This window comes from Heyndrickxia sp. FSL K6-6286 (assembly GCF_038630395.1).
Taxonomy (GTDB): domain Bacteria; phylum Bacillota; class Bacilli; order Bacillales; family Bacillaceae_C; genus Heyndrickxia; species Heyndrickxia oleronia.
In genome coordinates this window covers 3,609,740-3,622,702 of record NZ_CP152029.1, presented here as the reverse complement: position 1 = coordinate 3,622,702, position 12,963 = coordinate 3,609,740, and the positions used below count along the sequence as shown (strand labels likewise).

Sequence of the window (12,963 nt, the reverse complement as noted above, 5' to 3'; positions counted from 1 at the left end):
ATCAGACTTGGGACCGATAGAAAAACCAACATAAGATCCTGCCGAGAGCAAATATACACCTATATAATAAAGAAAATTAATCGAAAACGAGGGAAAAAAATGAAGAAAATAATTGAGATTTTTAAAAATCCTGTTTTTGTTAAATTATTCTTTGCTAATTTTACTTCACAAATGGGGAGTATTATCGGGATTACTGCATTTACCTTTTATCTTCTAGATCGATTCTCTGAGCAGCCAGCGTATGCTTCCATTGCAGAAATGATGTATTCCCTGCCTACTTTAGCAGTGTTTTTTCTTGTTGGTGTGTTAGCAGATAGAATGGATAGGCAAAAAATTGCTTATCATTGCGATACAATTAGTGCATCATTGTCAATCGTTCTCCTAGGTGCCATCTATATTGGATGGATGCCACTTATATTTGCAATATTATTCCTAAGAAGTGCAGTATCGAAATTTTTCTTTCCAGCCGAAAGTGGAATTTTACAGGGAGTGCTTTCCAAGGATGATTATGCTACATCTGCGGGGCTAAATCAGATGGTATCAAGTTTATTTATGTTATTCGGAGGGGCATTAGGAATTCTTGCATATCGGTTCACTGGTGTTTATGGTGCTGTTATTATCGATTCTCTTTCATTTGTCGTTAGTGGACTGTTAATGCGTGCTTGCAAGATACCTGAAGAGGTACGCCTTCCAAATGGAAATCATAAATGGAAGGATCTAAATATTGGCTTTGTATTCAATGATTTCAAAGTGGGAGCAGGATACATTCTTAAAAATAAATTATTGCGTTCGTTAATTGTCGGTTTTTTCTTATTTGGTGTAGTGAATGGCGGCTTTTCCGTCATGCCGATATTTATATTAAAATATAAACTCGCCCCACAAAGTTATGAAGAATTTTCAGTCATTCTCGGAGTGATTTTTGGAAGTGGTGTATTAATAGGAAGTGTGCTTTCTTCAATAATTATCCAAAAGATAAAGTTCTATCAGGCAATGATAACTGGATTATTAGTAACGGGATCATTTGTTGTACTATCAGGTTATGCTAGTAACATAACGATATTCTTTGTCTTAATTTTTATTTCAGCATTGACCCTACCGTTAGTCAATATTGCTATTGGTGGCTGGATGCCAAGTATTGTTGACAAAAAATATATGGGACGTGTCCAGGGGTGGATTAGTCCGTTAATGATGCTTTCTCAAACAATCACACTGGGATTCATCAGTGCATCCTTCCCGAAAATTCTATCTATTGAGGCGCTGTATTGTATAGTTGGAGGGGCTTTAATTATTGTTGCCATCTATTACATGATGGTATTACCGAAGCTTTCTAAACATAAAGTAGAGGGAGTAAATCAAACATCAGTTGCTCATTAAATCATCCAATATTAATAGAAGTACGTTAGCGATTCATTTAGAATCGCTTTTTTTACTTATGGAGTTTGCAGCTCTTTTCGCAGTGAAATGAAAGATGTAGCGGTTTTCAACTGATAGTTGTTAGTTAAACCTTTCCTTAAATAGTAATCATGCTTGAGAAAGGAGCCTATTAAGAAAGGTCGATAGACTGAGAAATTACATAAAAATTTTGTGATTATGAAATTTTTATAAGGATATGGGTATATAAGTAAAGAAGAAAGAAAAACAGATAGGAGTGAATACATATGGAATATCGGATAGAAAAAGATACCTTAGGGGAAATGAAAGTACCTGCTGATAAATATTGGGGAGCACAGACACAAAGAAGTAAGGAAAATTTTAAAATTGGTACCGAGAGAATGCCATTACAAGTGATTAGAGCGTTTGCTCAATTGAAAAAGGCTGCAGCCACTGTAAACCATGATTTGGGAATACTATCGGGTACTAAGAAAAAAGGAATTATAGCTGCATGTGATGAAGTCATAAATGGAGTATTCGATGATCATTTTCCACTTGTTGTTTGGCAAACCGGGAGTGGTACACAATCAAACATGAATATTAATGAGGTTTTAGCAAGAAGGGCAAATGAATTATTAACGACAGATGAGACGATTCACCCTAATGACGATATCAATATGTCTCAAAGCTCAAATGATACATTTCCAACTGCCATGCATATTGCTGCCTATCATGAAATTCAAAACTTGTTAATTCCGGCAATTAAACAATTAAAAGAAACGTTCGGCCAAAAGGAACAAGATTTTATGGAGATCATTAAAATTGGCCGAACACATTTACAGGATGCCACACCATTAACATTAGGACAAGAAATCAGTGGTTGGAGAGCAATGCTTGAAAAAAGTGAATACATGATAAAAGAAAGTAGTAAGCACTTATTAAATTTAGCGATCGGTGGAACAGCTGTCGGAACAGGGATTAATGCGGACCCTAGCTTTGGGGATAAAGTCGCAAAAGAATTACATGCTCAAACTGGATTTGAGTTCAAATCTTCCGATAATAAATTCCACGCTTTAACTAGTCATGATGAAATCGTCTATGTCCATGGTGCTTTAAAAGCCCTTGCTGCAGATTTAATGAAAATTGCCAATGATGTCAGGTGGCTGGCTAGTGGTCCAAGAAGTGGGATTGGGGAAATTAGAATACCTGCCAATGAACCTGGTAGTTCAATTATGCCTGGAAAGGTAAATCCAACCCAAAGTGAAGCTTTAACGATGGTTGCTGCTCAGGTATTTGGTAATGATACGACAATTGGATTTGCAGCAAGTCAGGGTAATTTTGAACTAAATGTTTTTAAACCTGTCATTATTTACAATTTTCTTCAATCCGTTCGACTATTAGCAGATGGCATGGTTTCATTTAATCATAATTGCGCGAAAGGGATCGAACCAAATCAAGAAGTCATTACCAAGAATGTTCATCAGTCATTAATGCTTGTCACCGCATTAAATCCACATATCGGTTATGAAAAGGCAGCTGAAATTGCAAAGCTTGCTTTTAAGGAAGGTTCCACCTTAAAGGAAGCGGCCATTAAAACGGGGTATGTAACAGAAAAACAATACGATGAATGGATCGATCCCCGGAAAATGGTGAATGTATAATTAGTTAGAAAGTAAGAAATAGGTAGTTCCTTATATCTGAAAAATACGAAAGGAGACACTACAGAGTGTCTCCTTTCTAGCCATTATATTCAGTTGAAATGTAAATACTATTATTGTTGAGAGAAGCCTCCGCCAAGTTGTTGTTCAGCCATTTGAACTAAGCGTTTTGTAATTTCTCCTCCTACAGATCCATTAGCGCGAGAAGTTGTGTCTGCACCAAGATTTACACCAAATTCTTGTGCAATTTCATACTTCATTTGATCAATTGCTTGTTGCGCTCCAGGAGCTACTAATTGATTAGAATTATTGTTGTTTGCCATGATTCTGTCATCTCCTCGTTGAATTTTTTTTGGTTGGGTTAGCTGGACTTGCACCAGCACACAATCAACATTGAACTGCTAACTGTGAACCATCTAGTGGAGTAACCCATTGATATTAAAGGTGTTTCTTGCTCTGTACTAAGTATTATGTTTTTTTTTTTATAAAATATACAAGTTTAATTTCAGGAATTTTTTCCCTTACTCATATTTTTGATGATCCATAAAGATCAGTAAGGATTGTAGAATTTTATTCTGATTTTTACTAATGAAAGCAAAGCAGATATAGCATTTTAAAGTTTGTTTTTCAGAACGTTAGTATGTTAGGTAATAATGTTTAAGAAAAGAGTCCTTTTAAAACAGCAAAAAAAGAATAGTGTACATGTTTTTATGGGAAACATAATTGAAGACAGTTTCGCATAGGGATGTGATTGGATTGAAATGGTGTGCCTTATGTAATGGTATGGGTGAAGCAATACTAGCTTGTCCAAATTGTGATAATAGCATGTTTGATCAAGGAAGAATTTATGATTTCTATGATGACTATAGTCCTTATATGGATATTGATGTAATTAAGCTTGCTGATGGAGATCCAGTAAGCACACAGAAAGATGAATGTGTTCATTTATTTAAATGCCCTAATTGTGGATTTGATGTTCAGAAGAAAATTACGATTACTTAAAATGAGCAATAAAAAAAGCAATCGATCGATTGCTTTTTTATTGGTAAGTTTTTAGTTGATCTCGCTTGATTCATCTCCAAAGCCTTGGTTTATCCTATTAGCTCTGTGAAAGTTGGAGTTTGAGCAAGGTGTTTATTCATTAAATTTAAATTATCCAATTCTTTCTTCAGATTCTGGATTAAAGAAATGTCCTTTATTCATATCAAAGGCAAGCTCAAGTTCATCCCCCGGACGGATATCAGAGCGAGAGTCTACTCTGGAAATAAATTCTTGATCACCAAGTTTGGAGTAAAGCATCGTCTCTGCTCCTGTTAGTTCAGAAACATCTATTTTTGTTGAAAATTTTGTGTCGGATGAAGCATTAATAAATAATGGTTCATCATGAATATCCTCAGGGCGAATACCAAAGATGATCTCTTTATTAATAAAACCGTTTTCTCTTAATATTTTCATTTTTCCTTCTGGAACAGCAAACTTTAATTGTTCATTAATAACGAAGTGACCATCAGTTAATTTGCCTTTGAAAAAGTTCATGGCAGGGGATCCGATAAAACCTGCTACGAAGACATTACGTGGATGATCATATACTTCTTTAGGTGTGCCAACTTGTTGGATCACTCCATCCTTCATCACAACGATGCGTGTTGCCATTGTCATAGCTTCTGTCTGGTCATGTGTGACATAGATGGTTGTTGGTTGTAAACGTTGATGAAGTTTGGCAATTTCAGCACGCATTTGAACACGTAATTTTGCATCTAAATTCGATAGTGGTTCATCCATTAAGAACACTTTAGGATCACGAACAATTGCACGACCTAATGCAACACGTTGTCTTTGTCCACCAGATAAAGCTTTTGGTTTACGCTTTAAATATTCTTCAAGTCCTAAGATTTTTGCAGCATCTTTCACACGCTTGTCAATCTCAGCTTTAGGAACTTTTCTTAATTTAAGACCAAAAGCCATATTATCATATACGGTCATATGGGGATATAGTGCGTAGTTTTGGAAAACCATGGCGATGTCACGGTCTTTTGGAGGAACATCATTCACTCGCTTACCATCAATGTAGAAATCACCTTTAGAGATTTCCTCAAGTCCAGCAATCATACGTAAAGTAGTCGATTTTCCACAACCGGAAGGGCCAACAAATACGATGAATTCCTTATCTTGAATATGAAGATTAAAGTCTGTTACTGCAGTCACCTTATTATCATAAATTTTGTAAACATGATCCAATACAATTTCTGCCATTGGTTATGCCTCCTTTAAATTCTCTTATTATTCATAATAAAGAAAGCCCTTTCAGACGACTATGGACATCCTGCACAAAAAAAATTCAAATTATTAGGCAAACTGCAAATTAATCAAAATATTCAAAGTCTAAACAAGCTAAATATACAATAACGGAGGTTGCAAATGATTTTAAGTCAAATCCCGTTTTTTCGGTAAATTTATCGATTCGATATTGCAGACTATTTCGGTGTAAAAAGAGCTGTTTTGCTGTTAAACTAGCATTTGTTTGATTTTCTAAATAAAGCTTAATTAGTCTTCTTAGTTCAGGATCATCCTGAAAAATGTCATAGATAGTTGAGAAACCTATCCTTCTAGTTTGACTAGGTATATTTTTTAAAAGATATAATGGAAAGACTTTTTCAAGAGTAAATACTCGATCTTTTCCCATTTCTTTTTTAGCAAAAGAATATAAAATTTGTTCAAATTGAAATAAAGATTTTAGTTCATTTGTGAGTGCTTTAAATTGACCGATAAAAAAATGGATCTTAAAATAAAAATCACTTTCCAAAGCATGAATCGACGTATAAAGTTCATCAAGTGTAAGGAAATAATTATGTTTTTTTTCAATAATGGCCCCATTATTTTGAGAGGTAAAGATAATAGTGATTTCATGGGGAAATAAGGCTTTGATCGCTTCCATCCAGTCTTCAGATTCAAAATCAGCTTTGTACTGTGTAATTGAAAATTGGATAATCCGATATTCAGAATTTGGTTCGTTAACGGGGTAGTCATTCCCCGTACCATATAAATATTCAAACCATTTTTTAGATGATTCATTCGTATTCAATTTCTGTATTTCATGATATTTAGGGAAAAGTGTTTTTAATAATTCCTTTTCAGCCTCCGATAATTCGGATAATGGGATTCCTATATATTGGTTATCAATCTCAACATAAAACCATATCAGTTTAGAATTGTTTGATGGTTTAGATGATATATGAGCATTGGGATATCGTTCATAGAGTTTATTGATCATCACTTTGTCCTTCTTTTTCATTTGATATATTTATTTTATTAGAATCAAAAGATTCTTTCAAAGAAAAAGAAGGTGATCGATAGTGATCACCTTCTATTTATTCTATTTCTTTTGGAGGATCTTCCGGGAAAAAGTCAACGGCTTCTTCAATATTTGTTGAGTCTGCACGCATATGGACAGAGCCTCCTGACATTCCTTCATTGACCATACGATCAACATCTAAATAAACTTGGTCTTTTCCTTCATAATGTGTATCTGGTAAAAATTCTGATTCCCTCTTTCTAGCCATGTGATCTCCTCCTAAAAATAAAAATGAAAAAATCATCATTCTTTTTAGTTTGAGCAGGCATGTGGTGGAAACATACATTCAATTTAATGGTAATGATTAACGGTTATCATAGACATGATAGAGCATTAATTCGTGGATTTGTCCTTTAATTTCTTCTTCAACACCTTCATCGAAAGTATATCGCTGTTGCCATTCAATTCGACCATCTGGATGGTAGATTCCCTCCATTTTTTCTTTATTAAAATAGAACGAAATATTCCAGCCAGGCAATTGTTCGTGCTTATATAGTGATTGAAATTGAAAATGCTGAATCATAGAAATTCCCCCGAATTTATAGTGTTTTCTCTATTATAGCTTAATTAAATTGAGGGTTCAGGGGAAAATATAGATTTTTCATAAAAGAGTTGAACTAATGCCTGTATTCTAGCTTCTTCAATTTCGGTTTCATCAAAACTCATAGGTTTTGCATTTACCTCAAATATCCATAGCTTTCCGCTGTCATCACGCCCAAGATCAATAGTGAATTCCAGGAAATCTCCAAATTCATTTGAAAGTGACTTTCCACATTCTTGAAGTATCCAATGAAAAACTTTTTCAAGTGATGCTTTACGAACCTGTTTATAAGGGATAATCGATCCACCTTTTGAAACATGTGTCGTAATTTGATTAATATTAGCTGTTCTTATTCCTACCCCAGTTAATTGATACTCTTTATTCGAATAATGGGAAAGTATTCGATAATCATATTTCTTATTTTCAATTTTGGCACTTTCGATATCTCTTTGTGCAATAAATGGATATTTTTGTAATGTGCTTTCCACATGGTCCCATAGATCTTGAAAAGAAGCAAACTGCTTTTTGGTTTCAGCTTTCTGATAAAAAAAGCTTCCATTTCCCTCTTTCTTCACTAAAAATATCCCATTTCCTTGTGAACGAATGGTTGGTTTTATATACGCTTTAGGATGCAGTGTTAAAAAATTTTGAAATTCCTCCTGCCCTTTTATTAAGCTAGTTTCGGGGAGTAAAGGTCGGAGATATGCATTTTTTTTAAACAATTGATACATGGAGAACTTATCGATAAAGGAAGGATTGAAAAAGAAACACTGTTGATTCATTGCTTCTAGTTTATGCTTTAAAAATTGCTCAGTCTTTTCTTCCGATCTAAGTGTTATTCGATTATAGATGATATTAGGAAAGGGAAATGTCGCTTGAACCCATTTCTTTTCCTCTATCACATAAAATGATCCATTGATGAAATTTTCCGCAATATCATCTAAAGTATAAACAAAAGAAAGTCCTCCAGCCGACTGTAGCTTTTTTTGTAAATTAACATATAAATCTTTATTTCCTGCAACATGGCCATTTTTAGTCTTACTGGTTAATACACCTATTAACGGGCCAACTCGTTGATTGGTTTTCAGTAATTTAAATTTGTACGTGAATTCATTTTTTTCGTTAGAAAGAGGGAGGAGCTCATCCTGTGCTCCCCAGAAAAATGGTGACTGTTCTTCATCATGGACAAAAGCATTTCTTTTTTTGTCAAAAAAAATATTCATATGGAAAGGTCCTCATGTATATGTTTTTTCGTTAAGAAAATGGCATAGCTAAGCGTGAGCTTTCTTGTCAATACATCGGAATCCTTTAGACCAGGATGTGAAAATATGGACCGACCAGGCTTGGAATTCGCTTCAAAAAGCCATACATTTCCATTGGTATCAATACCGAAATCAAAGCCGATCTCCCCAATAATTCCATCTAAATGCTTCTCAATTGCCACTGCTAAATCCATTGCTGCATGTTCTAATTTAGTTTTGTATTTTTTTTGATCTTCTTCTTTTGGGAAAATTTCTGTAAGTGTTTTTACTTCGCCGCCAGTCTTTACATGGGTGGTTGGACTTCCACTTCCCGCAATTTTTGCAGCAATTGCACTAATTTTCCAGGAACCATTCTCATCCTTATTGGCATGAACGCGAAAATCAACTGGACGTCGATGGTCGCGAATTAATTGAATCCCTTGTTGCACGAGCATCCTATCCAAGTTTTTGTTTGCAAATACATGATTAATTAGTGATTCTAAGGAAGAGAATTTTAATAAATGATTAACGGTATCATGGTATCTGCAATAGTAATGATTGGTTTTTCGATCATAAATAACCTGATGAACACCAAGCCCTAAGCTTCCATTAATAGGTTTAATATACACCTGCCCATATTTTGAGAGCATTCGTTCAACTTGATGGAAGGATGTAAATGGACTCGTTTCAGGTAAATACAAGAGTGCTTTCCGATCATTAAATAATCGTTCATATACATCTAATTTATTGAAAAATCCCGGATTATACCAAGGAATAAAAAAGTCCTTTTCAAGTCTTTCCTTTACTTTTTGTGTTGTCTTCAACTTTTCACTTCGTCTGTTTGGAAGACGATCATAGATGACATTAGGGAATGGAACGATCAATTGTATCCATTTCCCATTATGATAAAAATGTCCTTCAATCGATTGATTCTCCCAATTAATATGCTGTTCACCAAAGAGAAATGGAACAACACCAACAGATGAATGAAGAGATAATAGCTTTGAAAATAAGTTTGAGCGTCCCCCAATCGGCTTAACAGGAAAATTAGTAAAGCCCGATGTAAATATACCTACTAAAGGACCAAATATGAGGGAAGAATCTGATTGAAATATAGTTATTGAAGAGAGAAAAGTTGGGATCGTTAGTTGTTTGGCTAAACCAGTACTAATCGATAATGTATTCCGTCCATTAGGTTGTTTTTTGCCGGTAATTTCAGCCTTTTTTGAACCGAAAACCACTGCATTTGGTTCTATTGAAATGTTATTTGGATAATAATAAACTAGTTCTTCCTCTTCAAAAAATTCGATTTTATAGCGTTTAGGCATCTAAGGCACCTCGCTTAAATTTAATGGGTTCTTTTCGCAGTATTAGAAATAAGGATTTTAATTAGATATGGCATGATTGATTTGTGAGTGTAAAAAAGAACAATAGGAAAGAGGAGCTGAGTAAAGTGTATCTAAATTATTTGGCTCCGTTAATTGGATGATTTTTCTGCCAGGCTTTGAATTCATATCTAATATCCAAAGTGATTGATCATTGGCGATAATAATATCTATCCCTAGTTCAAAAAGAGGATGAAATTTTTCTTCTAGTTTAGCTGGTAAATGCTTTAATATATCATTAAGCTCCTGTTCGATGTATGAATGATTAAGCTTTGAATTCATCTCTTTCCATTTATGAAAGGGGAGTATATTGGCTCCTGCACTTAAATTTGTTAAGATCCCATTCTGTTTTCCACACCGAATGGCTCTTCCTATCTCATTCCATTTACCTTCTTCATCCTTTTGGATTAGTATTCTAAGATCAAATGGCTCTTTCATTTTATTGAGATTATTGATTCGTGGTTGCATGATAAAAATCTGCTTCGTCAATAAAGTTTCTAACCATGTGTCGAAGCTATCGTTACTTTCAAATAGCTTTTCTATCACTCTATTTTTCTTTGTTGTACGTACGTTAATGGATTTACCGATTTTTTTAAACGAATAAACAGCAAAACCATGAGCACCGTTAATAGGTTTTAATATAATTTCTTTGTGCATGTTTAATTCAGCTAACACTTGTTCAGCATTTGCAACTTTTTTTGTTAACGGTAAATAGGGAGAAATAGAGGGCTCTTTTTTTAATTCCTCATACAATTTCCACTTATTTGGTAGGCCATATCCTAAAAAGTTTATATTAGGTTGTGATTTTAACCAGGATACAACTGCTTGTGCTTCAGTCGATTTACGGTCCTCACCATAAAAACACCTATCATATAAATAATTAGGTATGGGGAAATTCTTTTCTTTCCATTTATTTTCCAAAGAATCAAATTGATAGCCTTTAATCATTAATGTTGAAGGATCAATAGAAAGTGGGGAAAATAAGTATAAGACGATGTTATATTTGTGAGCTTTTTTTGCCATTTCATTAAAATAAAGATGACTTTCAGATGGTGTCATCGTTAAAATTCCTAGATTGGTCATTCAAGTGACTCCTTTCTATCCATAATGCCTTGCAGTATTGAAATATCGCCTTTGTTGATGGGCGAAATCGTGGATTATTGCCATCCCTTAGCTTGGATGGTTTGGAATTTACTTCGATAAGCCAAGGCTTTCCATCCATATCTACACCTATATCTACACCAAGTTCTCCTATTAAACCGTTTGCCTCATTGCTAAGTGTGTTTACAGATTCAAGGGCTAACTCTCTCATTAAGTGAAGGATTTGTTCTGTTTTTTTAGGATTAAAGATAGATAACAATATACTTTCAGGACGGCTGATGAATCCACCTTGAGCAATATTTGATACAAAATGGTTTTCGGCAGATAACCGGGCAACCGTAGAGGTAACGGTCCATTGATGCTGGGAATTTTTATGACAGAGAATACGGAAGTCAATTTTTTGATTATTTATTTTGATAAAAGGGATGGTTTGTTGGATAATAAAATCTCTTTTTCCAATCCATTTTTTTAATAATTCACTAGCATCTTTTAGTGTTAAAAATGAATGCTGTAATTGATCAGAAAAGGATGTTTGTTCAATATAAAACTGGCCATCTTTAATAAAAAAGTGAATAATAAAACGACCTTGGCTTCCCATATTAGGCTTTATATAGACATCTGAGTGTGTGGATATCCATTTAAATAACATTGCTTCAGAAAAAATAACGGTATCTGGAAGGAAGGTTTGAAGATTTTTTTTCTTTCTTAAAATGTCGAATACGTGCCTTTTGGAAAGAAAGCTATCATTGAATAAAAGAATATGATTATCCTTCCATAATTGTTTTAGATTTTGAAAACCTAGCTTGTTTTCGATTAATCTGTTATGAATTCTATTGTAGATGATATTACACTTAGGCACTTCTCCCTCTACCCATTGCTCGCCATCAAAATGAAATCCACTTTGTGGAAATCTGGTTAAATTTGAAACATAAACCAAGCCTCCGTTTTGTTGGCTATATTCATGTAATTCTTGACAAAATGATCGAATTGTTGGAAATAGATTTTCCAGATTTGGTTTCTTTTTAATTTCAGTAATAATTGCGATAACTGGTCCTAATAGTAAAATTTGTTGATGACCTGTTGCTTGAAGTTTTAGAGGAAGAAATGGAATCTTTGCCTTTTGAACACATGCTTGATTGAAAAGAATCGTTTCTTTACTGTTCATGAGGTTTGATTTTTTTCGGTTTGCTATTATGGTTTCATTTCCAAGTTGGATTGTAATTTTATCCTTAAGAGGTATATTTAAGTTTGCTAGTAATTCATCTGAAATTTCAATGCTTGGATGTTCGTCAGTTAAAGATAATAATGGATGAATCATTACTTGATACATCATAAACAGACCCCGTTTACAAATGATTATCAATCATACAATTAGACTTTGAAGTTATCATATGAGAGAAATGCCCAGATGGTTCATATTACATTTTATATGTATCAAATTCGCATTGACTGCCATACTTTGGTATAGTGCAACTATAGTTTCTTTTTTTATGAATTCCAAGGAGGTATATTAATGGCAACAAATCTTTATGATTATGCATATGAATTAGAAAAGGCATTACGAAATGGTGCGGAATATAGACATTTAAAAGCAATGTATGAAGCTGTATTACAAGATGCTTCTGCTAAAAATTTATTTGATGGATTTAGGGAAATTCAGATGAGTTTACAAGAAAAACAAATGACAGGCCAAGATATTTCTGAAGAAGAGGTACAAAAAGCGCAAACTGTAGCTGCCCAAGTACAACAAAGTCCAAAAATTGTTCAGCTGATGGAAGCTGAGCAACGAATGAGCATGGCAATCAACGAATTAAATAAAATTATTATGAAACCTTTAGATGAACTATACGGTTCAATGCAGCGTTAATGTAGTTAAATAAAAACATAATCACTCACACGTGACAAGAAAGGAATTGGGTAATCCCAATTCTTTTTTTATTTACCGCCGATTCAGGGTAACCAAAGAGAGCGAAAGAACCCCGAAAAGGATTAAAACGCTGATTCTGGGTAACCAAGAGAGCGAAAGAACCCCGAAAAGGATTAAAACGCTGATTCTGGGTAATCAAAGAGAGCGAATGAATCCCCAAAAGTAGAAAACCGCCGATCCAGGGTAACCAAAGAGAGCGAATGAGTCCCCAAAAGTAGAAAACCGTCAATCCAGAGTAACCAAAGGGAACAAATGAAACCCCAAAAGTACAAAACTGCCGATCCAAGGTAACCAAAGAGAATAAATAAATCCCCAAAATAAGAGATCAACTCTTTTCACAGTAAATAAAGGTAAAGGGCCTTCACCTCCATTTTATTTACCTGAAAG

At 34.3% G+C, this 12,963-nt stretch carries 13 protein-coding genes; 4 read left to right on the top strand and 9 right to left on the bottom strand.

The features are described from left to right. The first annotated feature begins 99 nt into the window (after positions 1-99). Together MHI39_RS18205 and fumC are read left to right on the top strand one after the other, a co-directional pair. Positions 100-1,374, top strand: a complete 1,275-nt coding sequence (locus MHI39_RS18205) for an MFS transporter (RefSeq protein WP_342539881.1) — start codon at positions 100-102, stop codon at positions 1,372-1,374. 284 nt (positions 1,375-1,658) lie between these two features. After that, positions 1,659-3,032 (top strand): class II fumarate hydratase, encoded by a 1,374-nt coding sequence (gene fumC, locus MHI39_RS18200; protein ID WP_342539880.1) that lies wholly within the window; start codon positions 1,659-1,661, stop codon positions 3,030-3,032. A 110-nt stretch (positions 3,033-3,142) separates the two neighbouring features. Here fumC and MHI39_RS18195 read toward each other — a convergent pair whose 3' ends face one another. Further along, complete coding sequence (locus MHI39_RS18195; protein WP_058006840.1) at positions 3,143-3,352, bottom strand: alpha/beta-type small acid-soluble spore protein; 210 nt, start codon at positions 3,350-3,352, stop codon at positions 3,143-3,145. Between the two features lie 433 nt (positions 3,353-3,785). Here MHI39_RS18195 and MHI39_RS18190 point away from each other — a divergent pair, with 433 nt between their 5' ends. Next, on the top strand, positions 3,786-4,031 hold the full coding sequence (locus MHI39_RS18190) for a hypothetical protein (protein ID WP_278891561.1): 246 nt from the start codon (positions 3,786-3,788) through the stop codon (positions 4,029-4,031). 150 nt (positions 4,032-4,181) lie between these two features. Here the strand turns inward: MHI39_RS18190 and ugpC are convergent, their stop codons facing one another. The 8 genes from ugpC to MHI39_RS18150 form a co-directional block, all read right to left on the bottom strand. Then, positions 4,182-5,282 (bottom strand): sn-glycerol-3-phosphate ABC transporter ATP-binding protein UgpC, encoded by a 1,101-nt coding sequence (gene ugpC / locus MHI39_RS18185; protein WP_058006839.1) that lies wholly within the window; start codon positions 5,280-5,282, stop codon positions 4,182-4,184. Positions 5,283-5,391: 109 nt separating this feature from the next. Next, positions 5,392-6,300, bottom strand: a complete 909-nt coding sequence (locus MHI39_RS18180; protein WP_278891528.1) for a helix-turn-helix domain-containing protein — start codon at positions 6,298-6,300, stop codon at positions 5,392-5,394. A 97-nt stretch (positions 6,301-6,397) separates the two neighbouring features. Further along, entirely contained in the window at positions 6,398-6,589 is a 192-nt protein-coding gene (locus MHI39_RS18175; RefSeq protein ID WP_278891530.1) for a hypothetical protein, read from the bottom strand. A 96-nt stretch (positions 6,590-6,685) separates the two neighbouring features. Further along, positions 6,686-6,904, bottom strand: a complete 219-nt coding sequence (locus MHI39_RS18170) for a DUF5342 family protein (protein WP_058006836.1) — start codon at positions 6,902-6,904, stop codon at positions 6,686-6,688. Positions 6,905-6,948: 44 nt separating this feature from the next. Further along, on the bottom strand, positions 6,949-8,145 hold the full coding sequence (locus MHI39_RS18165; RefSeq protein ID WP_278891532.1) for a YheC/YheD family protein: 1,197 nt from the start codon (positions 8,143-8,145) through the stop codon (positions 6,949-6,951). Beyond that, positions 8,142-9,491 carry a YheC/YheD family protein gene (locus MHI39_RS18160; RefSeq protein WP_342539879.1) on the bottom strand — a complete coding sequence of 450 codons (1,350 nt, stop codon included), beginning with the start codon at positions 9,489-9,491 and terminating at the stop codon, positions 8,142-8,144. Before MHI39_RS18160 ends, MHI39_RS18165 begins: the two co-directional genes overlap by 4 nt. Before the next feature lie 57 nt (positions 9,492-9,548). After that, positions 9,549-10,631 (bottom strand): YheC/YheD family protein, encoded by a 1,083-nt coding sequence (locus tag MHI39_RS18155; protein WP_342539878.1) that lies wholly within the window; start codon positions 10,629-10,631, stop codon positions 9,549-9,551. After that, a complete protein-coding gene (locus MHI39_RS18150; protein ID WP_342539877.1) occupies positions 10,594-11,982 on the bottom strand; it encodes a YheC/YheD family protein in 1,389 nt (462 codons plus the stop codon). The genes MHI39_RS18155 and MHI39_RS18150 overlap by 38 nt, the downstream gene beginning before the upstream one ends. Positions 11,983-12,162: 180 nt before the next feature. On the opposite strand from MHI39_RS18150, the gene MHI39_RS18145 reads away from it, so the two are divergent. After that, positions 12,163-12,516, top strand: a complete 354-nt coding sequence (locus MHI39_RS18145) for a YlbF family regulator (protein WP_058006830.1) — start codon at positions 12,163-12,165, stop codon at positions 12,514-12,516. The last annotated feature ends 447 nt before the right edge of the window (positions 12,517-12,963 follow it).